Origin of the sequence: Cerasicoccus arenae (genome assembly GCF_014651635.1) — a bacterium.
Taxonomy (GTDB): Bacteria; Verrucomicrobiota; Verrucomicrobiia; order Opitutales; family Cerasicoccaceae; genus Cerasicoccus; species Cerasicoccus arenae.
This window is the reverse complement of sequence record NZ_BMXG01000007.1, coordinates 1-26,960: the sequence shown is the minus strand read 5'-3', so window position 1 is coordinate 26,960 and position 26,960 is coordinate 1. Positions and strand designations below refer to the sequence as shown.

Annotated in this window: 20 protein-coding genes and 1 tRNA gene; 6 read left to right on the top strand and 15 right to left on the bottom strand. The window is 50.5% G+C overall.

Features of this window, described 5'->3' with window-relative positions; translation table 11 throughout:
- Positions 1–153 precede the first annotated feature (153 nt).
- Positions 154–5,358: an autotransporter-associated beta strand repeat-containing protein gene (locus IE065_RS06945; protein ID WP_189513278.1), complete on the top strand. Its 5,205-nt coding sequence runs from the start codon at positions 154–156 to the stop codon at positions 5,356–5,358.
- A 9-nt stretch (positions 5,359–5,367) separates the two neighbouring features.
- On the opposite strand, the gene IE065_RS06940 is transcribed toward IE065_RS06945, so the two are convergent.
- The 6 genes from IE065_RS06940 to IE065_RS06915 all read right to left on the bottom strand — a co-directional run bounded on the left by IE065_RS06940 (position 5,368) and on the right by IE065_RS06915 (position 11,748).
- Positions 5,368–5,443 (bottom strand) — tRNA-Thr (locus tag IE065_RS06940).
- Between the two features lie 74 nt (positions 5,444–5,517).
- Positions 5,518–6,648, bottom strand: a complete 1,131-nt coding sequence (locus IE065_RS06935; RefSeq protein WP_189513276.1) for an ABC transporter ATP-binding protein — start codon at positions 6,646–6,648, stop codon at positions 5,518–5,520.
- A gap of 7 nt (positions 6,649–6,655) precedes the next feature.
- On the bottom strand, positions 6,656–7,495 hold the full coding sequence (locus IE065_RS06930; RefSeq protein ID WP_189513274.1) for a carbohydrate ABC transporter permease: 840 nt from the start codon (positions 7,493–7,495) through the stop codon (positions 6,656–6,658).
- Between the two features lie 2 nt (positions 7,496–7,497).
- Complete coding sequence (locus IE065_RS06925) at positions 7,498–8,976, bottom strand: carbohydrate ABC transporter permease (RefSeq protein ID WP_189513272.1); 1,479 nt, start codon at positions 8,974–8,976, stop codon at positions 7,498–7,500.
- 8 nt (positions 8,977–8,984) lie between these two features.
- Entirely contained in the window at positions 8,985–10,835 is a 1,851-nt protein-coding gene (locus IE065_RS06920; protein ID WP_189513270.1) for an ABC transporter substrate-binding protein, read from the bottom strand.
- Position 10,836: 1 nt separating this feature from the next.
- Positions 10,837–11,748, bottom strand: coding sequence for a tetratricopeptide repeat protein (locus IE065_RS06915; protein ID WP_189513268.1), 912 nt, complete (start codon positions 11,746–11,748; stop codon positions 10,837–10,839).
- 475 nt (positions 11,749–12,223) lie between these two features.
- On the opposite strand from IE065_RS06915, the gene IE065_RS06910 reads away from it, so the two are divergent.
- The 3 genes from IE065_RS06910 to IE065_RS06900 all read left to right on the top strand — a co-directional run bounded on the left by IE065_RS06910 (position 12,224) and on the right by IE065_RS06900 (position 16,970).
- Positions 12,224–13,267 carry an aldo/keto reductase gene (locus tag IE065_RS06910; RefSeq protein ID WP_189513266.1) on the top strand — a complete coding sequence of 348 codons (1,044 nt, stop codon included), beginning with the start codon at positions 12,224–12,226 and terminating at the stop codon, positions 13,265–13,267.
- Between the two features lie 93 nt (positions 13,268–13,360).
- Positions 13,361–15,865 carry a beta-mannosidase gene (locus tag IE065_RS06905; protein ID WP_189513264.1) on the top strand — a complete coding sequence of 835 codons (2,505 nt, stop codon included), beginning with the start codon at positions 13,361–13,363 and terminating at the stop codon, positions 15,863–15,865.
- A 4-nt stretch (positions 15,866–15,869) separates the two neighbouring features.
- Complete coding sequence (locus IE065_RS06900) at positions 15,870–16,970, top strand: Gfo/Idh/MocA family protein (RefSeq protein ID WP_189513262.1); 1,101 nt, start codon at positions 15,870–15,872, stop codon at positions 16,968–16,970.
- On the opposite strand, the gene IE065_RS06895 is transcribed toward IE065_RS06900, so the two are convergent.
- The 6 genes from IE065_RS06895 to IE065_RS18195 all read right to left on the bottom strand — a co-directional run bounded on the left by IE065_RS06895 (position 16,967) and on the right by IE065_RS18195 (position 23,444).
- Positions 16,967–17,299: an FHA domain-containing protein gene (locus tag IE065_RS06895; RefSeq protein WP_189513260.1), complete on the bottom strand. Its 333-nt coding sequence runs from the start codon at positions 17,297–17,299 to the stop codon at positions 16,967–16,969. The genes IE065_RS06900 and IE065_RS06895 overlap by 4 nt on opposite strands.
- Before the next feature lie 14 nt (positions 17,300–17,313).
- On the bottom strand, positions 17,314–19,488 hold the full coding sequence (locus tag IE065_RS06890) for a bifunctional serine/threonine-protein kinase/formylglycine-generating enzyme family protein (protein ID WP_189513259.1): 2,175 nt from the start codon (positions 19,486–19,488) through the stop codon (positions 17,314–17,316).
- Positions 19,489–19,744: 256 nt separating this feature from the next.
- Complete coding sequence (clpX, locus tag IE065_RS06885; RefSeq protein ID WP_189513257.1) at positions 19,745–21,079, bottom strand: ATP-dependent Clp protease ATP-binding subunit ClpX; 1,335 nt, start codon at positions 21,077–21,079, stop codon at positions 19,745–19,747.
- A 75-nt stretch (positions 21,080–21,154) separates the two neighbouring features.
- The gene (locus tag IE065_RS06880) at positions 21,155–21,751 is read right to left on the bottom strand and encodes an ATP-dependent Clp protease proteolytic subunit (protein ID WP_189513255.1); all 597 of its coding nucleotides are present in this window, start codon (positions 21,749–21,751) and stop codon (positions 21,155–21,157) included.
- A 19-nt stretch (positions 21,752–21,770) separates the two neighbouring features.
- Positions 21,771–23,108 carry a trigger factor gene (gene tig / locus IE065_RS06875; RefSeq protein WP_189513253.1) on the bottom strand — a complete coding sequence of 446 codons (1,338 nt, stop codon included), beginning with the start codon at positions 23,106–23,108 and terminating at the stop codon, positions 21,771–21,773.
- A 207-nt stretch (positions 23,109–23,315) separates the two neighbouring features.
- Positions 23,316–23,444: a hypothetical protein gene (locus IE065_RS18195; protein WP_267908110.1), complete on the bottom strand. Its 129-nt coding sequence runs from the start codon at positions 23,442–23,444 to the stop codon at positions 23,316–23,318.
- A 22-nt stretch (positions 23,445–23,466) separates the two neighbouring features.
- Between IE065_RS18195 and IE065_RS06870 the strand changes: the two genes are divergently transcribed.
- The gene (locus IE065_RS06870; RefSeq protein WP_189513251.1) at positions 23,467–24,432 is read left to right on the top strand and encodes an acetyl-CoA carboxylase carboxyltransferase subunit alpha; all 966 of its coding nucleotides are present in this window, start codon (positions 23,467–23,469) and stop codon (positions 24,430–24,432) included.
- 235 nt (positions 24,433–24,667) lie between these two features.
- Positions 24,668–25,426 carry a class I SAM-dependent methyltransferase gene (locus IE065_RS06865; RefSeq protein ID WP_189513249.1) on the top strand — a complete coding sequence of 253 codons (759 nt, stop codon included), beginning with the start codon at positions 24,668–24,670 and terminating at the stop codon, positions 25,424–25,426.
- A 32-nt stretch (positions 25,427–25,458) separates the two neighbouring features.
- Here IE065_RS06865 and IE065_RS06860 read toward each other — a convergent pair whose 3' ends face one another.
- The 3 genes from IE065_RS06860 to IE065_RS06850 all read right to left on the bottom strand — a co-directional run.
- Positions 25,459–25,701, bottom strand: a complete 243-nt coding sequence (locus IE065_RS06860; RefSeq protein WP_189513247.1) for a hypothetical protein — start codon at positions 25,699–25,701, stop codon at positions 25,459–25,461.
- 16 nt (positions 25,702–25,717) lie between these two features.
- Positions 25,718–26,461: a DUF4339 domain-containing protein gene (locus tag IE065_RS06855; protein WP_189513245.1), complete on the bottom strand. Its 744-nt coding sequence runs from the start codon at positions 26,459–26,461 to the stop codon at positions 25,718–25,720.
- Positions 26,462–26,541: 80 nt separating this feature from the next.
- Positions 26,542–26,960 (bottom strand): hypothetical protein (locus IE065_RS06850; protein ID WP_189513243.1); only part of this gene is annotated, 419 nt, incomplete at its 5' end.

The window sequence follows — 26,960 nt, the reverse complement described above, 5'->3', positions numbered from 1 at the left end:
GCAATAGACCCTATTTATTTCAAAAACCTTCGCCATTCCCCCCAATTTATGTGTGAATTATGCAAATGTAGATTAGTAAAATGAGGGAAAGGCCTGAATTCGTTATAAACACGGCGTTTCCCTTCTTCAATTATGGCAGGGAATGGAAAATTTATGTTACCAGTGGTTGTCTCACTGGTCGCTTTGTCGGCCACTGTGAGTGCTCAGTTGGTGTACACTGAGTCGTTCCGTTACGATTCAGCGCCTGGCTGGGAATTTCAGACTGGCGCAGCAGGCACCTCCCCCCCCGCCCGATTAACGGCATTAGCCACCCCAGATGCAGCCGACCCCGAATTTGGTGCTCCACAAATCGACATCAATGGTAACGGCTGGCTTCGCCTAGCCACCACCACCGGAAACCAGTCTAACGCCATCGCGTTAGACACAGCCATCCCCTCAGTCAGCAACACAATCCGTGTTGGTTTCGATTTCGCTTTTTGGAAACCGGGTACAGACCCAGCAGACGGCATAACGGTCTTCATGTGGGATGCTGGCGATGCATTTGCCCCCGGTGCTACTGGCGGGTCTTTGGGCTATGCACAACAAACGGGCATTGATGGCCTTGCAGGCGCTTACGTGGGAGTTGGCCTTGATGTTTACGGTAACTACTCCAATCCGACTGAAGGCCGCGTTGGCGGACCTGGTTTTTTACCTAACGAAGTCGCTGTTCGCGATTCTGGTAGTGGCACCACTGGCTACGGTTATTTAGAAGGAACAGGCGATGGCACGAATCCCTCCCTCACAGACACTTTTGGGCCGGGGTTTAGTATGGACTTTATAAACTCCCCTACCCGGCCAGATCAAGATGCAGGAGATTACAGGCACTTTGAAATGGAGCTCAGCTCGAGTAACGAGCTTACCGTATGGATGCAGAACGGCTACGATGGATCCCTAACTGAACTGTTCCAAACAACCTTGACCGGAGCCCGCCCCGATCAACTGCGCATCGGTTTTTCTGGAAGCACAGGTGGTTCGGTTGAAGTCTATGAAATCCGTAACCTGCAAGTATCTGCCACCGGTGGTGCGAATTCCTTTTATTGGGATAACGAGGATGGCAATGAACTATGGGGAACCGGTGTTAACTGGGACCAAGACACGGTTCCCAGCACCTATAGCCATGTAATTTTCTCTGACGCCTTTCCTGACACGAAAGTCGCTCAGACCGTTAATATCAATGGAGGGAATCGGACGATCAACAGCGCCACATTTTCCGGCACGTCCAGCTACACACTGAGTCCTTTGGCTTCGCAAAGCCTCATCTTCGATACTAATGGTAACGGTAAGAGCTATCTAAACGTGCTCAACAACCCCAATGGCAATGCCGACCATACCATCAATAATAACATTTCCGCCAATAATGCCCTAGACGTCCAAAATCTGGTCGACCAGACGCTAACGCTGAATGGAAACATCAACGCCAATGCCAATGCGCTAACCTTTGAAACAACAGGCCTCACAAACGTTAATGGCGTAATCAGTGGTAGTGGAGTACTAACAGTCGAAGGCAATGGAACTACCGTCTTTGCTGGTAATAATACTTATACGGGCACAACTACTGTACAAGCAGGTCGCCTCCGCATAGCAAACAATAACGCCTTGGGTAATTCGGGTAACGACACAATTGTGCAGAGCGGCGCGTCCCTAGCACTGTCCAATAACATAACGACACCCACAGGCGAAGCGCTTACGATCAACGGTAATGGTAACGCTTCCACTGGGGCTCTAACCAACTCAAGTGGTTCCAATGTATTTGCCGGCCCTGTCACTTTGGCGGGCAATAGCACCATTGGTAGTGAGTCCGGAGTCCTTGATGTTACTAGCACGGTCACTGGCAACGGTAATAGCATCGCGCTCTATGCAGCCAACGGCGCTACAACTGACTTAAGTGGGGTTGTTTCTGGCTCTGGCACAAGTCTCAATAAGACAGGCACCGGCACTGGTATTCTAGGTGGCAACAACACTTACACAGGTGCCACCACCGTAAGCTCTGGTACGCTACTCATCGAACATTCCAACGCACTCGGTACAACAGCCAACGGTACAACCGTCGCGAGTGGAGCAACTTTGGAAATGACGGGCGGCCTCGACATTAGTGGTGCGGAGTCATTTAATATCGCTGGGACTGGCGTAGTGGGCAAAGCCGCACTTTGGAGCTCTAGCGGTAATAACGAAATCAATGCCCCAGTAACGCTAAGCGGTGGCACGACCTACATTGGTGCCGCCACTGGAGCCCAACTGTTACTAGATGGTTCAGGAGGTCTCAATGGTGCGGGTCAGAACGTGGTGATCACGGGGGGGGGCACGACCGTATTTAAAGGCCCTTCAGGCTCCCAAAGCGGCTTCACTCAAGTTAACAACGGCGCTACACTGTTGTTTGGAGACGCTGGCAACCGGATCAATGACAATAGTGCTATTATTGTGCAGTCAGGCGCGACACTGGACATGGCCAACGCCGCTTACAGCGACACCGTTGGCTCACTGGCAGGTGGTGGAACCATCCGCACACGAGGTGCAACCCTCACCGCTGGAGGTGACAACACCAACACCACATTTTCAGGCAGCATTCAGGATGGAGGGAACTTCATCAAAACTGGCACGGGTAACATGGCATTCACTGGAAGCAACACTTTCACGGGTGCGCTCAGCGTCAACGCTGGCAAGGCTACCCTTGGGGCCAATAATGCTTTTGCTGATAACATGGACCTAACACTTGGCGGCGGCACATTCGCCACGAATGGCTTTGCCGACCGCATGGACGTCATGACGCTAAGTAGTAACTCTACAATTGATTTCATGGGCGCAGCTGGAGGCTATTTAACTTTTGCCGACATGACCCGTTCAGGTGGCACCCTGACCATCGACAACTGGGCGGGCAATTTCACCGGCAACGGTGGCACTCGCTTGCAAGTGCTAGATAATAACATTGGCAGTTTTGGAAGTGGCCCTGGTGCACTCTCCAACATAAACTTTGCCGGTTATGGTAGCGCTCAGATGATCAGTTTGGGCGGTGGCGTTTATGAAATAGTACCCTCGCTAGCTGACTTCCATGAATGGGATGGTCCCAATGGGCAGCAGTGGCGAAATAGTCGGCCAAACAACTGGGTTGATAACGATCCCCCCCCCGATAACTCGGCTGGGACCAAGGTCTTGTTTGCCGATGCCGTTAACGGCGACCGTACGGTGGACCTAAACGGTAATCGAACGGTTGGCACAATGGTGCTGGCGAGTACAGGAGGGAAAGATTATGGATTTCAGTCCAATAATGGCAATACACGCACTCTCATTTTTGACCAGACTGGTAGTAGCACAGCCTATTTAACTGTTACTGGTGACGGTGAGCATGTCATCGGTAACCGAAATAATAGACGAGTAAACGTGTCGCTCGCAGACAATCTGCTGATATCCAATAACTCGACGGGAACCACTGGTTTAACATTTGGCGTCAATGGTGGCACGCTCAGCCAGTTCGCGACCAATGGCAATGCTGTCACCATTACCGGAATGGGCCGCACTGTTTTTAACTCGCAAATCACCGGTTCTGGTTCACTGACTAAAAATGGGAGTGGTGCGACGCAATTCAATGCCTCGAGTAGCTATACTGGCGGTACTGTCCTAAACGATGGCACTATTGAGATCGGGAATAACACGGCACTCGGAACTGGAGCCATTAGCTTCAATGGTGGCCGTATCGGTGCCACTGGCGCAGCTCGGACTCTCAGCCCAGCCTACTCAATCAACAATGGATTCACTATTGGTAACATCGATAGCAATAACCTGACTCTATCGGGCGCTGGCAATCTAACAACCAATGCCGCATTAACCGTAGAAAGCGGCATTACTGGCACGCTAAGCGGCGTGATCAGTGGAAACAACCAACTGACGAAGGAAGGCGCTGGCACTCTCAGCCTAACTGGTGCCAATACCTTTAATAACCTTGTCGTTAACAGCGGTGTAGTCACCAGCACAGTCGGCGGCAACATGCTAGTGGGCGGCAATGGAGCCGGCACATCCGTCTTTGGCGATGCAAACGTCACTGTCAATGCAGGGGGCACACTCAATGCCACTTCAGGCGGCAGTATTGAAATCGGAGACGGCTCCACAATGAGCAACACCGGTGGCCTCGCAACAATGCTCTCAGGAGGCAACCTTACCTTTGACGGTAATTTCAATCAAACGGCAGGCACAACGAACTTTAACGTTGGCGGCAATATCCTTACGGACAGCGGTTCCAGTATTGTGATAAGTGGCGGCACGACGAACTTCACCGGTAGCACAAACTTCACTACTGCAGGCTCTAGCTCGAGCATTTTGGTAAGCAATGGAGCTACCGCCAATGTTCAGCTTTCAGCTGGCGCAGCAGCGAGCACATTTAACCTGACTAATGGCGACGCACTAACCGTAAATGGAAATGGCTCAAATTTCAATGTAGCTACCGAAACGGCGGGATCGGTTAATCTCAATGGCGACATTACCCTTAGCAACAGCGGTAAAATGACCGTAGCGCAGGGCCCAACCGTTTTCGGTGCCAACTCCTCCTTCAATGGTGGCAGCGCTGCCACTGCGGGCACATTGGAAGTGCTCGGCAACCTAACTTTTACCGCTGGGATGGATATCGCAAACGCCCCGAAAATTACGCTAAATGTAACTTCAGGCAATTCAGTGATCACCGCCGCTACCGCCAACACGAACATTGAGAATCTAGGTGTCATTACCAAAACGGGCGATGGACAAACAACCATTGGTAGCAATCTGAATAATTTGCAGGCCACGAAAATCGTTATAAACGGTGGCACACTGCTCAACTCCACAAGCAATCAGATCGAGAACAATACAAAGATGGAGTTTGGGGATAATCTAAGCGGGATTTCCACACCGACTTGGAACCTGAATGACTCCAATGAAGTCTTGGGCTCACTAACTCTGACCAATAATTCGAGTGTTAATATTGACTTGGGTAGCAATCCCGCGGACGGCAGCATCGTCAAGTTCGCCGATAGTGCGAGCACCACTTGGAGTGGCACTGGGAGCCTTGTCATTTCAGGCTGGAACGGCTCATACGGCGGTGGTGGCACCGATCAATTTTTCATCGGCTCAACGGTCAACGGGGTTACCAATGATCAACTCTCACGAATATTCTTCAGTAATCCTCCAGGGCTTCCCACTGGCCTCTATACCGCACAAATTCTGTCCACCGGTGAAATTGTTCCGATTCCTGTTCCCGAACCGAGCACCTATTTTATCGGTGGCGTAATGATCAGTGGCCTTATCCTATTTGAATGGAAGCGTCGCCAAAAGCTTCGGATTGCCCACAGGGCCTAGATCGGAAAGTGGAGCCACCTGTCGGAGTCGAACCGACGACCTGGAGATTACAAATCAACCGCTCTACCAACTGAGCTAAGGTGGCTAAAGGGACTAAGTCCCAACAAAAAGAAGACTGGTTTAGCGATACACACGCAAGGCGCAAGCGCAATTATCTAATTACTTTAAGACGTCTTCAGTTTCTGGATCGAAGAGGTGTGCTTTTTCGAGATCGAGAGAGACTTTAACCTGCTGACCAAAGTCGAATTTATGCTCAGAATGAACACGAGCGATGAAGCTATGCGCGGTTGTATCGAAGTAAAGATAGGTCTCAGCACCCATCGGCTCGGAGACATCCACCTTGGCGGTGAGGCAGCGAGACTCGTCAATATGCGTAACCATGAGCGCATCAGAGATGTCTTCAGGACGAATACCGAAGACGATGGACTTACCTTCATAGTTTTTCGCCAAGCGAGCTAGGCGGTCATCCAAAGTTATGCGAATCGGAGCATTGCCATCGTTCTTTTCAACGAAGACAAGACGTCCACCTTCAGGAACAACCTGACCATAGAAAAAGTTCATAGGCGGGCTACCGATAAAGCCTGCAGTAAACATATTTTCTGGACGATTGTAGAGATCCAATGGCTCTGCGACCTGCATGATATTACCATCTTTCATCACGCAGATACGGTCACCCATCGTCATCGCCTCAACTTGGTCGTGAGTCACGTAGATCATGGTGGCGTTCAGGCGAGCATGGAGTTTTGAGATCTCCGTGCGCATCTGCACGCGCATTTTGGCGTCCAGATTAGAGAGCGGCTCGTCGAATAGGAATACTTTGGGCTTTCGCACAATCGCACGGCCTACAGCTACACGTTGACGCTGGCCGCCGGATAGTTGCTTGGGCTTGCGGTCGAGCATCGATTCCAGCCCCAAGATGTCAGCAGCGTCATCGACACGCTTCTTAATTTCATCACGAGGATACTTGAGCAACTTTAGGCCAAAAGCCATGTTGTCAAAAACAGTCATATGCGGATAAAGTGCGTAGTTCTGGAAAACCATGGCAATGTCGCGGTCTTTTGGCTGCACATCGTTGACTACGCGGTCACCAATAGAAATTTCACCATCTGTGATATCTTCGAGACCAGCGATCATACGTAGACTGGTGGATTTCCCACAGCCTGACGGGCCTACGAGCACCATGAATTCACGATCGCGAATTTCCAAATTGATGCCTTTTACCGCGCGAAAGGTAGTGCGTTTGTCGTCGCGGTATTCCTTAACTAGATTCTTAAGAGTAACCTCAGCCATAATATTTTTATCCTTTCACCGCGCCTGCGGAAAGTCCTTTAACAAATAGTTTCATCGAGAAAACAAAGAGAATTAAGAGCGGCACTGATGCTATTGCAAAGCCCGCCATGAGCTCACCGTATTGCTTCACATATTCGCCGTCCATACGATAGAGCCCAACTGGGATCGTTAGCAAGGCATCGTCTCGTAGGAGGAGTAAAGGAAGGATCACGTTGTTCCACGAATGCAGAAAGTCCATGATGCATGTCACCGAAATGATAGATGCCGAAAGCGGTAGAATGATGTGCCAAATCTGCTGAAGGTGACCAGCACCATCTAGTTGTGCAGACTCAAATAGCTCTTTCGGGATATCTTCAATGAAATTTCGCAAAATGAAGACACCTGTCACCTGTCCCCCCACTGCAGCCATAACAACCAGCGCCCAAAGACTGTTTACTAAGTTCAACTTGACCAATAGGTCAAACAACGTAACCAATGCTGCTACTGTGCCGGGAAGGAACATGGTCGCCATAACTAAGTAGAAAATAATATTTTTCCCAGGAAAGTCATAGCGGGCAATCGCATAACTAGACATTAGCACGATCGACAGTGTAATCGCAGTGCCACTGACTGAGACAAAGATTGAGTTGGCGATATAACCACTAACCATATCCCATGCATAGGACCAGTTCTCCCATTTCCAAGTCGATGGATGATCAAAGAACCAGGGATTAGCCAGGTACTGCTCATTACTCTTAAAGCTCACCACGATCATGACGAACAATGGCACGAAGGCAAAGAAGAGCACGAAGAGCAGATAACTGATCTTTATGGTTTCGCCCAATTTACTAACTCTAGTTTCTGACATCTCTATTTATCCACTTTCACGTATTTCTGATAGACAATCGTCAACAATAAGATGATGACGAACAACACCATGCCGAGCGAACAAGCGTAACCGAAACGCCCTTCCGAGAAGGCTGAGCTAAACATATATAGACCCGGCACCATGCCTTTATTACCCGGACCGCCATCAGGTCCAAGAAGAATCAGGAAGGTCTCGTACTGCACGAGTGTTCCGATAGTCATAAAAATCAAATTAATGCGGACCTGCGTCATGATCAGCGGCAATTCAATGCGGAAAATCATCCCCATTGGCCCTACCCCGTCGAGTTCCGCAGCCTCGTATACATCTTTGGAGATGTTCTGCAAGCCGGACAAGTAGATCAGGACACCGACCGTACCTACCCATGGGAATCCCCAAAAAAGCAAAGCCGGAATCACGAGGTCCTGGTTACCCAGCCAAGCGGGGGTGCCCAAATTGAACTGTTCTATTGGCTCGGTCCAGATTTGTCCGAAGATTACAAATGCCGAACCAATCGTTAGGATGCCCATACCAATCCAATTGATCAGCGGTCGGCCAGTAAAGTAGTCGAAGCGGGAACGAATAATCTCAAACACAGCTATACCAATGAACATGGCAAGCGGCATCCGCCACAATTCGCCCCAGAAAACCATTGAACCCGCAAGGAGCAAGAACGGCCAAGCAATCCATGAATGACCTAACTGGCGCGCTAAAAAGACCATCCAGATGACGATCAATACAGCCGGAATCAACAGAAGAGCTGGTGTAGTCAATAAACCCAGTGCACCGCAAATGGGGATGATCAAACTACCTACCAACAACAAGCCATACTGCATAAAGCGGCCACTATCGCGCTCTTTACGTCCTCCGAAAGCAATGACCAGAGCCCCAACCAAAATCAATCCTCCCAGTCCGCCAAAGGCTGGGCCAATGATTCCGTTGGTCACTGGATCAAGTATGGATGCAATACGTGGCATCGCCGTATCCATCCAATCGAGCAACTTCATACCACCAGTTGCATTGAGTATTCGGTTAAGCAACCCAAAGTCTGGCTCGAAGAAGCTTTTCCAAATGAGCAGCCAAACCATACCTGGAATGATCATCGGCACGACAAAACATACCTGAAAAATATAGCGCAATCGGTCATTCGCTAAACGGTGCAATGCGATCGCCGCAAAAATGCCTGGCCAAAGCTTGAGTAGATTGGCCATTAGCAAAATACCAACCAGCTTGAACGATTGCCAGAACTGCGGATCAGAAAACGCTTCTAGGAAATTCCGCAGTCCAATGAATTCTTTGACTGCTGGCGGTTTCCAACGGAAGAACGACATGATCACTACATCGATCTTCGGGTAATAGCTAAAGATCAGCAACGACAAGATCGTTGGCAGACATAGAAGATAGAGCGCCAGATAGAGCTTGGACTTAGGCGCGTAGCGTGCAATCCAGCTGCTGTTTTTTGGTTTGGAGTTTGGTGTAGCCACGGTGTCAATTACAGTGTGGGGAACGGTTGGTCCGGGTGAAGCTTGCGCCAGATCATTTCCAGATTTACGCCCTCGTCGTCAGTAAGGCTTTGATAAAAAAGTGAGCGAAAACGCTCTGCGGATTTGGCGTTATCATCCAACGTCAGGTTGAGTTCCTCGACTGAAAGTGTGCGATCCAATGCGCGGGTGCGATCCTTAATGCCCTGACGGTCATGAAACCAATAAGCTTTAATGCCCTGGCGTTGACTGTCGAGGAATGATGTCATTTTAGAGGCAAATTCTTCGTAGTCCATACCGCCAGTAATCACGAGTTTGGACATACCACTCCACTGAGATTTTATAGCGGCACGGGAGTTGTCGGGGTTAAACGATTCGTAGCTTGGAAAACCTTCGACTATCGGTTCAAAACCACGCATAGATTCGATCGTCTCTGAGCCTACAGTAGCAGGCAACCAAGCCGCAATTCTGTTGAATTCTTCGTTCACTGGTTGAGACGAAATAAACATTAGAAAGTCTAGTGCCCAATCTAGGTGTTGAGTCTGCTTGTTGATCGACAACGGGACGCCAGTTTTGAAGTTAGCTTCGGAGGGCATGTATTTAATCATGTCGCCCCAACGCTCATCAGGCGCAGGCATAGTCGGCGGCGCAATGCTTACCTTAAAACGCTTCTCTTCACTATTGCTTTCTGAAGCGCCTTTGAAGACTCCCGCCGCATCCCAACCACCTGATGAAAAGATGGCAGCATCTCCGAGAACAAAACGACGCTGAGTCTGCTCGCGATCCAGACCCAAGTAACCGACGGGGTAGAATTGTGTAAATAACTTGGCAACTTCGAAGTATGCTTTCATGGGTTTGGAGTCGAAGTTCCATTGGTTGCGATAAAGGCCATCAAATGCCTCTAAACCGCTAATACCCGTATTTCCATCATACTCTAAATCCTTACCCAAGATGTTAAAGAATGCATTCTGGTAGCGAAAAACCGGGTCGCCACTAGAGCTATTGCCAACTGAGATCGGCACAAGGTATTCCATGTTTTTCGCCTTAGCCATTGCCTTGATAGAGAAGCAATAAAGTATTAATTGCCCCATGGTTTGCGGCACCTCATCATCATTGGCCACCCACTTACGCAGTCGCTCATTATCAGGCAGGTAGCCTTGCTGTGAGCCATCGACTTCACGCAGCCAAACTTGTTTCAACCATTCTGGCTGAGATTTCTTAGCCAAAGCTTCCCGCAGAAACGTTTTCCCCTTTTTGAGCAAGGACATGTTATAATAGAGCCGCATGCCACCAGCGTTACTGATCGGTATGGAGTAATAGTCGTTCAGTTCCTGACGCCAACCGCCTTCCATACCATCTAAAAAAGTGTCCTTCCAAGAAGCGTTGGCTAAGTATTCTCGCAACTCGGGATCTAAATCCGGCGATAGCTTCTCAACTGAATTATAGGGATTAACTTGGTTAACATATTCCCCTACCGAGGCATAAAAACGACCGATTGCGTTGCCTTGAATCAGCTTCGTGTTACCAGCAGCCGATATGTCTGGTGCCGTACCGCTGATCAAATGTACGTTCATGAATTGATTATACACACTCTGCGGCAATGGTATCTGGACAACCTCAATACCAGCTTCTTTCACGTGAGGCAGGTTATTGTATTCGTTCATCGCCCAATCCAGTGCTTCACGGTAACCCGGCTCTAATTGCCAGTGAGCAACACGAATGGTTTTTTTGCTGTTTGCATCGCCATTATTCTGGGCGCTATAGACGAAAAAACGACCAGCGCTGAACGCATAGGCAATGATCAGGGCGGCAATAGCCAACCAGTTCCAATTAAATCCTTTTTTACCCTCCTCCTTGCTCATACTACCAAGTCTTTAGTTCTGGGGCAGTAATGCCTTTTTCTGGATACTGCAGCGCATACTCGCGTACATTGTCCCGTGAAAGCGTGCCATACGGACTGCGAGGAAATTCTTCAACTATGTGCGTCCATAGGCGAACGGCCTCCGGCTCTTCCCCAATCTGCTTCGCCCACCCAGCCATGCGCCAAAGATAAGCATCGGTTCGGGAATTGTTCGAAAAACCAATCTTCTCAGCCATCTGATAAGCTTTCAGTGCAGCGGCGGCATCCCCATTGGCTTGGATGTAGATATCGCCCAAAAATTGATAAGCAACGGCGGCCCAAGGACTCTCGGGGTCACGTGCGATTTGCTCTCTGACAATGTCTATACCCTGTTCGATTGCTTTGGGTTCTAGCTCCTGCACATACGTTTGTGCTAAGCGTAAAGACGCCTGATAGCCGAAGTCTCCAGTGGGGTAACGGTTTTGCACTTGGCGATAGATTTCACGAGCTTTAGCTAGGTCAACCTTGTCGCCTATATAATCATCTACTTCGTAAATGCGAGCGAGTGAAAGTTGGGCTCGAGTTTTCCATTCCTCTGAGACTTTCGCATTAATCATCTCATTAAAGAGCTGTGCTGCTTGATCTATATTTCGTTGATTTGGCGGCGGGCGATGCCAACTGGCCAAGGCGTAGGCAAATGTCACCTCAAGCCATTGCGGATCGGTCGGTGCAAGCGTCGGTTGCACTTTGCTCAGCTGTTGATAAGCCTCGTCGTAATCAAACATTTTCAACGCGGACAGACCTTTCTCTGTAGGCGTCAGCAACGCTTCGCCTGTAGGGTCATCTGGTGAACCACATCCGGCGAAACAACTAGCAATCACTCCAATGACTAGCGATTTATACAGTAATTTGTAAATGGATATACGGGGAATCATTTAAGGGGTTAAAAACAGACAATCAGGACAATGTCCTTTGCATTGTCGACGTAAAAATTGTTCCAAATTTTTTAAGGAGCGAGCACTTTCTTACGAAAGAGCATGTTTCCTGGACCGATCAAAAATCAAAGACATCAGGTGATCAAATATGACTTTTGTCTTTAATATCAATCTCGCCGCCTTGATCACTCCTTAGATTTCGATATTAATTAACGAAAACACCAAGCGCGGACAACTTGAGCGATGGCGAGCAAAATGGCACTGACGATCAATGCCTAGCGCAGCGAATTTATTAGACGGGGGAACACTCAGAAGAACGGAAAATACGTCCAATAAGAAGGACTTGACCTCATGAACATTGAACTAGTCCAGATAGTGAATGATCTATAGTGGCAGCTGACAGTCATTTATAAAAAAATCAGAAATTTACTCAGAAGTTTCGCCAAACGCTCCAGTATCTGCTTACTAACGCCCAATGAGTTATTCTCCTTCCGATAAACGTTACTCTCAAGCCGGCAACTGGTTTCGCCATAGTGGTCACTCTGGCTTGAAGCTTCCTGCCGTTAGTCTCGGTGCCTGGCATAATTTTGGCGCACCGGGTACGGACTCCTTACAGAGCACCAATGAGGCCTCTATCAATGAGAATTGCCGTCAGATGCTCTTCACGGCATTCGATCTTGGCATCACACATTTTGACCTGGCCAACAATTACGGCCCCCCCCCCGGCTCCGCCGAAGAGCGTTGCGGGAAAATTATCAAGCAGGACTTTGCTGGCTATCGGGATGAGCTAATTATCTCTACCAAGGCAGGCTATGGTATGTGGGCAGGCCCCTATGGTGATGGAGGTTCCCGCAAATATATTGTCAGCTCCTGCGATCAATCGCTCAAACGGCTAAAATTAGACTATGTCGACATTTTCTACCACCATCGGCCAGATCCCAACACGCCTCTGGAAGAAACGCTTGCTGCGCTTGACTATCTCGTCAAAAGCGGGCGGGCGCTCTATACTGGTATTTCTAATTATTATGCCCCTGAGCATGCTCGCCAAGTCGTCGAGCTTTGCCGTCGTCATGGCTGGGCCACGCCAATCATCCACCAGTTCAGCTACAGTATGCTTAGCCGCGAAAACCGGGATGCACTTTTACGGACAAACGGAGCAGATGGCGTTGGCACGATCATCTTCAGCCCGCTCGCTGGCGGCCTTCTGACTGGCAAGTATCTGAAAGATGTGCCAAAGGATTCCCGTGCTGGCAGCAGCAGTACTTTCTTAAAGGCCGATAATATTACCCCTGCCCTACAGGCCCAGCTTCGCGCACTCAATGAGGTCGCTTCAGCGCGTGGTCAAACACTGGCTCAGCTTGCGCTGGCTTGGGTGCTCCGTCATCCGGAAACGACCAGTGTGTTGATTGGGGCAAGCCGCCCACAACAGGTTATTGACTGTGCCAAGTCACTTGATGCTGGACCACTTAGCGATTCAGAACTCGAGCAAATTGACGACATTCTCCAGGAGCCTGCATAATAGAGGTAGCCCGTCTGCCAATTTTTAGTGCTTCAATTAAACTCATTTTGCGCTCGCCCGACAACCGGGGGGACGTGCTAGTTTGCCTCGTATATGGATAAAGACACCTCGCTGCCTCAAATACTCGACCTTCACCAAAACTGGAAATTCCGCGATGTAGATTCCGACACTTGGCATGACGCCCAAGTGCCTGGCTGTGTTCATAGCGATCTGTATCGCCATGAGCTAATCCCAGATCCGTTCTACGGAACCAATGAAGAAGATCTGCTTTGGATCGAGCAGACTGATTGGCAATATCGCGCGAGTTTTATCGTCAGTGAGGCCCTCTTGGCTGAGGACGTCGTGGACCTCGTTGCCGAGGGGCTCGATACCATGGCAACGGTCAAGCTCAACGGCCAAGTTATCGCGAAAACTGAGAACATGTTTGTTAGCCATCGCTTTCCGGTAAAGGCGCTCTTACATTCTGGGGAGAACCTGCTGGAAATTGATTTTGCCAATCCATGGGACGCCATTCGGGCACGTGATCCAAATCCTAAACCAATTTCTTGTGACAAGATCGGCGGCCGAACTGAACTGCGTAAGCAGCAGTGTTCATTTGGCTGGGACTGGGGCCCACGCCTCGCATCAAGCGGCATCTGGCGCCCGATCCGCCTCGAAGCTTGGTCCAGCAACCGACTAACAGACCATCTCGTAACGCAGATCCACGATGCGAAACAATGCACCGTAAAAGTCGATGCTCAGACCGTGCGTCGCAATGCCCGTCATAGCATCACTGCGAGCCTCAGCTATCAGGGCACACTCATCGGCGAAACAGAATCTGCGCTCGGTGATACCTTGGAACTCACCGTGAAGCAGCCGAAAATCTGGCAGCCCAGCGGCTATGGCGAACAGCCCTTGTACGAACTCCAAATAGATTTGTGGGATGGGGATACTCTGCTTGATCAGCGTACGCAGCGTGTTGCTCTGTGCGAGATCAAGCTCGACCAACATCCCGACGAGTGGGGCACGAGTTTCCAGTTTCTTGTCAATGGTCGCCCCATTTTTGCCAAGGGTGCCAATTGGATTCCTGCCCACAGTTTCGTCAACGAAGGCGAGGCACTTATTGACGACCTTCTGGACTCCGCAGTGGACGCCAACATGAACATGCTGCGCGTTTGGGGTGGCGGCATCTACGAACTTGAATCGTTTTACGAGGGCTGCCTTGAGCGTGGGTTGATGATTTGGCAGGACTTCATGTTCGCCTGCGCGGCTTATCCTGGAGATGCTGCGTTCCTCAAACAAGTGCGTGCTGAAGCTGACTGCCAAGTGCGTCGGCTCCGTAATTACGCTCATATCGCATTGTGGTGCGGCAATAATGAGATTGTCCAGCTCGACCGGCAATTGTTGCTGAGCAACAAGAAGGTCCGGCGCGCATACGAAAAAGTATTTCACGAAATCCTACCGAATGCCTTGGCCAAGCATTTACCCGGCGCAGATTATATCCCAACTTCGGAGCACAACCCCGACGACACTTATGGCGACACCGCCAACCCAGAATCTGGCGACGTGCATTTCTGGGGAGTTTGGCATTCGCGCAGACATTACTCAGCCTATGAAGAGCAACCTCATCGTTTCTTTTCGGAATTTGGTATGCAGGCATACCCACATGTGGAAACGGCGCGTACCTTCACCGAGAGCAGTAATCTCTTTGGGCCGGAAATGGATAACCACCAAAAGAACGGTGGTGGTAATCAGATTATTTTCCACTACGTAGCGGAGCTCTACCGTTTCCCCAAGGACTACGCTGCTACGGTCTATCTGTCACAAGTCATGCAAGCCTTTTGCCTACGTTATGGCATTGAGCATATGCGTCGTAATATGCCCCGCACGATGGGTGCGCTTTTCTGGCAGATCAACGATTGCTGGCCAGTCGCATCATGGTCCAGTATAGACTATGGTGGTCGTTGGAAAGCTCTCCAATACGCTGCAAAACGCTTTTTTGCACCGGGGCTCGTCTCTGTGAAATGGCTGGGCAAAGAGGAAATGCACAGCAGCTCCAATACCGTCTATAACGACACTACCGCAGTAGAAATCCATACGGTTTTCGATGGCCCGAAGCGATGCAAGGCAGAGCTGACCTGGCAAGTCTGGTCCATCGGCATGAATGAAATACTGACTGAGGAAACCAAATCCATCACGCTAACTCCGGATAAAGCGGTTCGCCGCAAGAAACTCGATGTTTCCTCTTGGTTAGATTCCAACGGACGAAACGACTTGATTATCCGCACCCGTCTATCCTCCGAAGATGGCGAAATGAGTGTAAACACGACGACGCTCACTTCACCCAAGCGCTTGGAATTCCATCACCCAAAAATCAAGGCCAAGGTATCCAAGGCAGCAGGTGGTCAGTTTCAGATTACGCTGACGAGCGACCAGATTGCATACCAAGTTTACTTAAATCTTGCGGACGCCATTCCACACAGGTTTAGCGATAACTTCTTCGACATCTTCCCCGGCGAAACCAAGACCGTAACACTACGTCCATTGGAAACAATGACAATTGCTCAGGTCCGCCAAGCATTGTCCATCTATTCCTATCGCGACAGTTACAGTGATTAGAGAGATGAAAGAGCAAAGCACGGTTCGCCTCGGTATTATTGGCATGGGCGGCATGGGTGTCGCCCACGCCCGTAATATACTTGAAGGCAAAGTCCCCGGCATGCGCTTGGCCGCGATCGCTGACCGCGTACAAGAACGCCTGCAAGGTTATGGAGACGACGTAAAAAACTTCTCCGACGCGATCGAAATGATGGAATCCGGCACCGTGGACGCTGTCCTCATTGCCACGCCACACTACAGCCATACTCCATTGGGTATTGCTGCGCTGGAGCGCGGTTTACATGTCATGGTCGAGAAACCCATCTCGGTACACAAGGCCGACTGCGAGCGCCTTATCAGTGCATGGAAGGATCGTAGCATTGTCTTCGGGGCTATGTTTAACCAGCGCGGCAATCCGCATTACGGCAAGCTGCGTAAGATGATCCAATCCAGGGAGTTGGGCACGATCCAACGCGTCAACTGGATCATCACTGACTGGTATCGGACTAGTGCTTACTACGGCTCCGGCGAATGGCGTGCAACCTGGGGGGGCGAAGGCGGTGGCGTTTTGCTTAACCAATGCCCACACAATTTGGACCTCCTGCAATGGCTTTTTGGCATGCCGAAAAAAATCACCGCTCTGTGCCAATTTGGACGCTTCCATGACATTGAAGTCGAGGACGCTGTCACCGCGCTACTCGAATACCCCGATGGCGCGACCGGTGTTTTCATTACCAGCACTGGCGAAGCACCTGGTGTCAATCGTCTTGAGGTCGCTGCAGACCGTGGTCGAGTCGTAATCGAAAACGGGGTTTTTAAATTTGAGCGCACTGAAATGCCCGTTTCTGAGCACTCTCGCACAGCGACTCATTCATTTAAGAAGCCCGAGCACTGGGAAATTACCATACCGATGGGAGAAGGAAGCAGTGGCCATGTCGGAATACTGCGTAACTTTGCCGCAGCGATTCTTCATGGTGAACCATTAATTGCCCCTGCTGTCGAAGGCATTCATTCAGTGGAGCTGGCCAACGCAATGCTTTACTCGACCTTTACACAACAACCCGTCGAGCTGCCCCTCGACTCCTCAGCCTACGAGGCAGCACTTAAAGCCAGAAGCAAGGCCTAGTCAGCTTCAAGAGTGACCACGCAGCTCTCGGACATTTTAAGAATGCGTGTGCCGACAATTTTTTGTGGGACATCACGCACAACTTCAACACCGTCCAATTTAGTGGAATTGTTAACGGATTTTGGCACCGTAATGAACCAGCGACCTTCCTGCTTGCTAATCTTAACATGAATGCGGGAAACCGTCTTGATGAAATAAAAAACGTCTTTGGCCACGGTGCCTTCGCGCCCAAGGACATCGCCAGCGTTCGCCAAGTATGTCTTGCCTTCGACCGTGACCTTCAAGCCGGGTTCAATAGCCGTAGAGTCTTGATGTTGTGAGTTGCTCATGATATAGAGAAAAATTACTTTTTATGCTGAGAATTGATTGGGATAAGAGCTACGCGAAAGCCGATTAAATCATTGTGCTCATTGGGATCGACGGCCATACGCTCAAACGCACGTAGTGCGTGATCATCGTGAATATGACCGCCCTTAACGACACGGCATTCACCCGTTTCCGGCCCCGCCCAATTGGGAATTTCCTCACTCGGGAATGATGGTGAATACCAGTCCAAGCACCATTCCGCAACATTGCCGTTCATATCATAGAGCTCGTAAGGATTTGCTTTCAATTGGCCCCCAACTTGTGGCCGATCCACTCTGGAATGCATGCCCCAAGAATAATCATCCAACTGGTTGCGACTGAAAAAGCCTAATTCCCCTGCCAAAGAGGCGTATTCAAACTGCGCTTGGGTAGGCAGTGAGAAGCGATACCCATCTGGGATGATATCGGCATACTGCGCATTGAGCTTGTCACAAAAATCCATTGCCTCGAACCACGAAACATTTTCAACGGGCGCATTCGGCGTTTCAATAAATCGGCTCGGATTGCTGCCTACCACACGCTCATATTCCTCCTGTGTGACTTCCTTGCGACCTATCCAAAAGCCTTGCGGAAAGCCTACTATCATCGACTCATTCATATCTGAGTCAGGAGTTTGCCCATGCTGCGGCAAACCAATGCTAAACCTCGCCGGTGGAGCCCAGGAAAATACCAATCCAATTTCTGATAATTGAAAATCATTACCAGAACGCGGCTCATTATGAATGACAGACGATACAACTCGTTGCCGAGATCTCCCCCCCCCCGGCTGACCAAGATTCCGGGGTTCGTTTGAGCGAAATTGTCCCCCCCCCTCCACTCGCGGCCTTATTCCACCGGCATCAAGCGCGCGACGTGGTCCTCCATCCAAGAGAGTACCGTCACCCTCTGCTGCATCAGCTAAGCCAGGCGGAATCTGGCTGGGTGCCGCGTTAGAAGTCGTTTTGGTGCTAGCAATAGCGACTTTGTCAGGTAGTTCTTTGATTTGGGTTTGCGCCTGATTACGGCCATGCTGGAAGGCGAAATACGCGACTCCCCCGCCAACGATAACAAAACAAATTATCATCAAGACCATCACTAACACCCAAAATCCAGTGTGCTTTGGCGTTACTATTTGGCCACCGGCACCTGCACGAGTATCGCGCAACTTAGCGTAATCCTGATCTACCGGTTTATGAATGAGCGTGAGCGGAACTGGCGGCTCGTGGATAGTTGGTTCGGAAACAACCGCGTTGGAAGCTGTCTGAACCAAACCTAGAGAAAAAGGAAATGCTGAATCACTCCTACTAGTCGCATCCTGTAAACAGAGCCGATTGATGACTTCGGCTGCATTACGGGGCCGGAGAGAAGCCTCTTTGGACAGGCAAGCGGCAATGGTTTCCTCCCATTGGGCTGGGATTTCACCAGCATTCAATCCTAATTCTGCGCGGCGTGCGGCAATCGTGGGCGGTATCGCTTCCCTGATCTGCAGGCTCACATCGCCGGAATAAAAAACGGGCTTACCAGTGAGCAAATCATAGAGTGTAGCCCCAAGGCCGTAGATGTCGTGAGAAATGCAAGGACGCTGCCCAAGTAGCTGCTGTGGCCCCATGTATAGCATCGTTCCTCTTAGCCCTCCAGCAGCGCCAGTTAAACGTGTATGCGCGTCAGTCAAGCTAGCTGAAATACCGAAGTCCGCAACCTTGAGACGGTTCTTGTGGTCGATCATCAAGTTAGCTGGCTTAAGATCACGGTGCACAATTTCCGCATGAGAGTGTGCATAATGCAGCGCTGAACAAAGCTCCAGAGTCCAGCCCGCAAGTTCATCGACCTCGAAAAAGCTACCTGGACGTGTGTCGCGAAGGCTCGAGAGATTATTGCCCTCTACGTATTCCATCGCAACGGCAGCTGTAGAATCTGACGTGAAGAAACCGTAAACTCGGATAATGTTTGGGTGAGAGAGTTCCATCCCACGTCGAGTCTCTTTCTTCAAATCCCTAATTGCGCTGCTGTCGTAAAGTAGATTTTCGGATAGGAATTTCAGTGCGATGTCTTTTTCGAGCTCAATATCATGGGCCAGCCAGACAACGCCCATACCGCCGCGCCCGAGCAATCGCTTAAGCCGGTATCTTTCATAAACCAACAGGCCGTTGGTCAACTTGGCAGATACGTTCATTGAATTGGAGGCATCAAAACATTTTTTGAGCAATTCAAGGAAACCAAACAGCTAAGTAAAACCTCAAATTACATACATTCACTTATCGAACACATTTACTAGGATTAAGACCCTAATTAAGTGTTCGATATTCCAATTATGAACGAAATTAATTATTTCGCCTACCTAATAGGTGAAACGAAGTGCAGGACAAGTCATACCTGCGTCAACTGATCTGCACGCCATCGACAGAGATCAGTCCAACAAAAAACCTGTATTAGGCCGCGTTGTTTTCGGTGGGCTTATTCGGTTCCGAAGGGGAAGAGTCCGCGCTGTTATGATCACCACGCTTCAACTGAGGTCGATGGCCGTGACGAATCGTGGCCGCGGTTACCAAGCACTCTTCAATGGTTTCATCCTGCGGAATCTCATACATGACTTCCAGCATAAGAGACTCCATAATTGATCGCAGTGCACGAGCACCAGTCTTGAGGTTCAATGCTTTCTCAGCAATTGCACTGATCGCGTCGCGAGAAAAACGCAGTTTGACGCCCTCCATAGCCATCAACTTGGAGTATTGCTTAACGAGCGCATTTTTCGGCTCGGTCAAAATGAATTCGAGGTCTTCCTGCGTAAGTTCGTCGAGCACGGATACGATCGGCAGACGACCAATGAACTCGGGGATCATGCCGAATTTAACCATATCTTCTGGCTGAACTTCACGCATGATTTCATCACGCTGCGGCACATGGGCCTTTTCGCCAGTGATGTCGAAGCCGAGTACTTTTTTACCTGCACGATCAGAAATCAGCTTGTCTAAGCCAACGAAAGCGCCACCGCAAATAAAGAGGATGTTCCCGGTGTTGACCTGAATATATTCCTGATTCGGATGTTTGCGCCCGCCCTGTGGTGGGACGTTGCAAACAGTGCCTTCAATAATCTTCAGCAAAGCCTGCTGCACCCCTTCACCCGAAACGTCACGCGTAATGGAGACGTTGTCGGTCTTCCGGCCGATCTTATCGATTTCATCGACATAAATGATTCCACGCTCAGCTGTTTTCACATCGAAATTCGCAGACTGAAGCAAGCGCAGGACAATGTTCTCAACGTCTTCCCCCACGTAGCCAGCCTCGGTGAGGGTGGTTGCGTCGGCGATGGCGAAGGGCACTTCGAGCATTTTAGCTAAAGTGCGAGCTAGCAGCGTTTTGCCCGAACCAGTAGGCCCGACCAGTAGCACATTGCTTTTTTCAATGGAAACCTCACTGAATTCAGCGAAAGCGGCGTCATCTGAATGATCTTCGTTTTGTAACCGCTTATAGTGATTGTAAACAGCGACCGCCAACACCTTCTTCGCGTGATCTTGCCCGACAATGTGCTCGTCTAGCCTTGCTCTAATTTCCGAGGGCTTGACTAAATTGACGGAAAAATCGTTTGCTGGTGCTGGTGTGCCTTTAACTGGCTCATCCTTTAACTCCCTATCAATGATTGTCTTGCAAACATTGACACAGGAATCGCAGATATACACCCCTGCCGGGCCCGCAATCATTTTGCGAACTTCGTTCTGCGATTTGCCGCAGAAGGAGCAGAAGGTCATTTTGGTGGATTTCGCCATTTATCTAATTATCCCTATAATACTATTTATCGATGAATCAGGCAATTACAAAGGTAGAGCGCCAAAACAGGCGATTTATTCCTTTGGCTTGTGCACGATTACTTGGTCCACAATTCCGTAATCACACGCTTCCTGTGCGGTCATGTAGTAATCACGGTCACTGTCGCTGGTGATCTGGTCAACGCTCTTGCCCGTGTGACCGGCCAAAATATCGTTGATTGTATTGCGCCAACGGAGAATTTCCCGAGCCGCAATAGAGATGTCTGAAGTCTGGCCCGTAGCCCCTCCAGTCGGCTGGTGGATCATCACACGGCTGTTCGGCAAGGCATAGCGCTTACCCTTCGTGCCAGCAGCGAGGAGGACTGTCCCCATGCTAGCGGCCATGCCGACGCAGTAGGTAACCACGTCGCAATGCATGAAGTTAATCGTGTCATAGATGGCCATACCATCGGTGACACTACCGCCGGGTGAATTGATGTACAGGTGAATGTCCTTCTTGGCATCTTCCATTTGCAGGAAGAGCAACTGGGCAACCACTGCGTTGGCCACAAAGTCATTGATCGGCGTGCCGATAAAAACAATGCGGTCACGAAGCAAGCGGCTGTAAATGTCCCAAGAACGTTCACCGCGCCCGTCGCGTTCAACGACGTGTGGAACTGGATAGTAACTCATAATGGAAATATCTTATCACTTAGACTTCAGCGGGCGTCGCTTCAGCTTCTACTTCCGTTACGTTCGCCGCATCGATCAGAAAATCAAGCGTCTTCTCGAAAAGAACTGCGCGTTGCAGGTCACGAAGCTTATCCTGATCCTTCTGAAGTTCCTTCACAATGTTATCTGGCGGGGTCCGCGATTGCATTGCTTGATTCATGATCGCGCGCTGCATATCTTCGTTCTCGACCTTGATTTTTTCGACTTCTGCAATACGGCCTAGAATAAGTTGGGTTTTAACACGCTTAAGGGCAGCTTCACCGGCTTGGCCGAAAAGTGTTTCCTTGTGCTCTTCGAGTTGTTCCTCACTGGCCCCCTGTTCCATGGCCTGAGTCACATGCTGGCGCAAAATGTGTTCGCGCTCGGATTCTACAGCGCTTTCTGGCAACGGCATCTCGATTTGGCCCATCAGGTGGTCAAGCAACTGCTGGCGCTTCTGGCCGGTGACATGCTGTTCCTTTTGGCGGCGAATGTCTTGCTTGATACGTTCTTCCCACTGTTCGACAGTTTCGACCTCAAAGGTCTTTAGGAATTCTTCGTCCATTTCAGGAACCTTCTTCTCGCGCACTTCGTGCACTTCAAGGGAATAAGTCGCCGTTTTGCCGCGCAAGGCCTCGACTTCAAAATCTTCAGGAAAAACTTCTTCAACGTCCTTCTTCTCGCCAACGGACATGCCTAGGAGACCCTGCACAACCGACTGGACGCCGGGTGACTGGTCATCCCCAGCCTGCTCCCAAGTGTTGGTCTGCGTACCGTAAATCGGCTTATCTTCGACGAGTTCTGCAATGCGCTCATCGCCAATTTTGCCTTCGTAGGAGACCTTTACATAGTCACCTTTTTCAGCAGCTTTCTCAGCGATGTTGTATTCTGCGCGTTGGTTAAGGATGTAGTCCTTAGTTTGCACAAATTCTTCTTCGGTGACTTCCATCTTAGGCACACTGACGGCGACGCCTTTATACTCGGGCAACTCAAAGGTCGGGCGAATATCAAAGGTGAAGGAAAGCTCTGCGCCGGGTGCTCCGGGTTCGACATCGCCACCATCCATCGCCACGACGGCAAATACGTCGAGACCGGATTCCTTAACCCCATGCTCATAGGCAGTCGAAGTAAGCTTGCGGTTCAGCTCGCCTTTCAACTCGTTCTTGTACTTACCCTTGATCAGGTTTTCAGGGGCTTTGCCGGGGCGGAACCCAGGCAGCTTCGCGCTCTGTGAAAACTGCTTAAGCAGTGTCTTAGCTTCAGCAGCAATCTCGTCAGCATTCAAGCTGACGTGGACTTTCTTGCGCGTATCGTTGACGTCTTCGACGGTAACTTTCACGTGGTTTCGGTGGTTTCGATGGTTGATAGACCCTCCGCAGGGGAAGGCCAGAAGGCAATTAGTGCGGTTTTCCGCGATGAAAAGCCTTTCAGCCAAACCACTCAGTCGCCCGGAATCAAGCACTGATTCCATTTTCGGCAAATCGGTCAATACGCGACCATTAAGAAACTGAACCTTAAAACACAGGAACGGCCTAATAGACATGCGCTAATCAATGCCCTCTTTACCAATGGATGGTTCTTTATCTTCAAAATCACTGATTCCTTTCATTCTTTTGCCAAATCCTCTGTTTAAAAACGATGCCTCCTTTGGATTTGACGCGCCGCCCTCGTCCACAGATAGTGACCGGTTTAACGCTATGGAAAAACCGAAGTACAGCCTCGATTTCGAAAAGCCCATCCACGAGTTGCAAGCGCAGCTCGCGAATTTGCAGCGCATGTCCGAAGAAAGTGACCTCGACGTAACAGACGAGGTCAAAGCGATCAAAGTCAAGATCGAGGAGACCCGCAAACGCATTCACGCTGGTCTCACGCCTTGGCAGAAAATCCAGCTCGCGCGACATCCGCAACGCCCCTACTCGTTGGACTATATTGACGCGATTTTTGAAGATTTTCAGGAACTGCATGGCGACCGTCGCTACATGGATGACCAAGCCATCATTGGTGGCCCAGCTTTCCTCAACGGCGACCCCGTAATGATCGTCGCCCAGCAAAAGGGCCGCTCGACCAAGGAAAATCTAGCCCGCAATTTTGGCTGCCCAAATCCAGAAGGATACCGTAAGGCTCTGCGCCTCATGGAGATGGCTCAAAAGTTCGGCATGCCGATTATCTGTCTGATTGACACTCCCGGAGCTTATCCCGGCATTGGTGCTGAAGAACGCCACGTCGCCGAGGCAATCGCGGTCAATATACGTGAGATGAGCGCCTTAACTGTGCCAATTATCGCCACAATCATTGGCGAAGGTGGTTCTGGTGGTGCCCTTGGCATTGCTGTGGCGGATCGTATTTTGATTCTGGATAACGCCTACTACTCGGTCATTTCACCCGAAGGCTGCGCCGCAATTCTTTGGAAGGACCGTGTCCACGCCCCACGTGCGGCGGACGCGCTCAAAATCACTTCGGACAAACTCGTCGAACTCGGCGTAGTGGACGAAATCGTCCCCGAACCCCTCGGTGGTGCTCACATCGATGCCGCGCTTGCTGCGGAGAATTTGAAAACCGCTTTGGAGGTCAACCTAGCAGCACTCAAAAAGAAGAGCACCAAAGCGCTCCTCGACGGTCGCTACGCCAAGTTCCGCGCCATGGGCCAATTCGCCGAAGCGTAGAGCAACGTTGAATTCTCTCACGGAGACACAGGAGGATGGAATCGAGGTTATATGTCGACCATCCTCCAACAACTATAGCAATTACTACAGCACTCTGATTTCTGGGAGCAGATGGGCATGTGAAATTTGAGTGTAACGACGAAAATTAAAACATCATAGCTTCATTCGCTTAAACCGTTGTGCCTTCGTGATTTAGTGAGAGAAACATCTTTACCATCCATCATCCTTCCCGTCTATGTCTGCTGAGCCGCCCATGATCATTGACTACGTCGCCCAGGCGATTCTGAGCGAAGTAGATGAAGCACCGCGGCGGCACCTAGACATCTCTGCGGGCTGGGGGCACCTTATCCGGCGACTCAAGCAAGATCGGCCCAATTGGGAGTCCGAGGCTTGCGATTTTGAGCTGATGCCCGAACTGGGCGACATCCCCGGTAAGACTGCTAATCTGAACGAGGACGACCTGCCCTACAAGGACAACACCTTTGACCTGATCACCTGCACCGAAGCCTTCGAGCACATCGAGAATTACCATCACGCCATCAGCGAAATCCAGCGCATCCTGAAGCCCGGCGGCGTCTTTTTTGTCTCTGTGCCTAATATGCTCAGCCTGCGCTCGCGGTGGATATTCTTTTCCCGTGGGCTGTTCTTGTTTTATGATGCACTCCCGACCGCTCAGGACATGGGCAAGGATGCTTGGATGCGCCACATCTCGCCGATTACGTTCTTCCACTTGGCTCTGTCGCTCCTCGACAACGGCTTTGAGGATGTGAAGCACTACCCCGGCAAGCTTCAGAAGTTCTCTGCCGCCTTCTATTGGCTAGCCGCGCCCATTTCCAAGTGGGCCACCGCCAGCGCCAAAAACCGCCGTGATCGCAAGGGCCGTTCCATCACCCCCATGTGCGACGAACTCGCCGCCCAGCATCACTCTTGGAACGTCATGACCAGCCGCACCCTCATCGTCTCAGCCCGCAAGCAACGGGATGTTGCATCGTAAGGTTTCCGCACTGCGCAAATGGCGGTTTGATGCTAAATGTTCGTAGTGAAGCGTGGGCGAAAAGCCCGAGCAAACGACATCGCAAAAAGAATGCCGACGACCATGAGGCCCAAGCAAGCCACGGGCGATGCTGCCATCCAAATCAGGTAATCCCAATTCCAATTCTCTGGGCCTATCCGTATATCTTCCGCAACGAGGGTCAGATTGGCCAAAACAAGTAAAAGCACCCCAACGAGCGTCATCGTACCGAAGATAATCGCGCCAAAAAATCGCATACTGAGTTATATCACCTTACACCAGCTTGATGTCCGCCTTCTTGAGCTTGTTCAGGGCGAGGAAACCGCGTATCAGGCCGAAACTGGCATAGGCGTGAAAGGCCACGGAAAGCAAATCTGCCGCTAGTAGGAAAATCAGCCCATCGATGATATACAGCACGATACCAATGACCATCACCGCACGAATTCCCTTGAGCGACAAATAGCCGAACAAGGCGACAAGGCCCGCAATAACTAAATTCACCCCAAAGGCGATATAGACAGCCATAGCACCCATTTCTTCGGACAATGCGAAGCCAATTTCATCAATGATGATCGTAAACGCCAGACCGATGACGAAGTAAACACCACCTTGAAAGAAAGCGATTGTTGAGTTGACCGCTGACAATGCCGCAATCCAGTAAAACCAACGGGCACCGGCCACGAAATGCGTCGCAGCTTCCTCATGTTCCAAGGGTAGGCCATCGCTGAACTCCGCCGGGTCTGCTGGCACTTCCTCGGCCCCCACACCATCCACAACGGGGCCCTGATACGAATCCACCAGCACAGGCGTTTCACTCAGTTGCGGGTCACCAGTTGCGGGAGCAGGTGTCGGGGAGGGAGTTCCCAATGGTGCTTGGCCCAGTGGTAGCCACTCTGCCCAACCTTCACGCCAAACCATGGTCTGATCGTTGATTTGCCCCGAAAAGCGGAGCGCATCAAATTCCTCTTGAGTAATTGGCCCCTTGGAATCCTGTCCTTGTGCGTAGTACCAGCTCATGCCTCCTTTATGCTGCCTTTAGGCCGTGTGTAAAGCATGGCTTAACCGAGAAAATCATATTCCGTCCCGAAACTTCTTATCTAGCGCGATGCACTGGCTAGAAATTCACTAATTTCGGGCGGCAATTCGTCTGCGGAGCTAAGGTCCAATGCGTTCAAGGCGATCATCCGAATATTGGGCGAAGCCTTGACCGCCCCGATCATAAAGTATTGTTGCCGAAGGAGTAAACGAACTAAGTCTTCATGCTCCAGACGAGTTAGCGGCTCCGGCAATTCACAACGAGCCCAATCCTCGGTGATCTGCGCTTCCGTCAATTGGCACACGATCAGGGAGTAACTATGTTCGCGCGGTAATAATTTGACGATACTATGCGGAAAATCATACAATAGATCTTCCTTGAGATGCTGCCGTTCGGGTGTCGCTCCAATTAGGCTTGGCCAAAAACCCTCCCCCACAGCTTTAGTGACGCCCCCCCCCCCCTCGAGTCGGCGAAGTATCT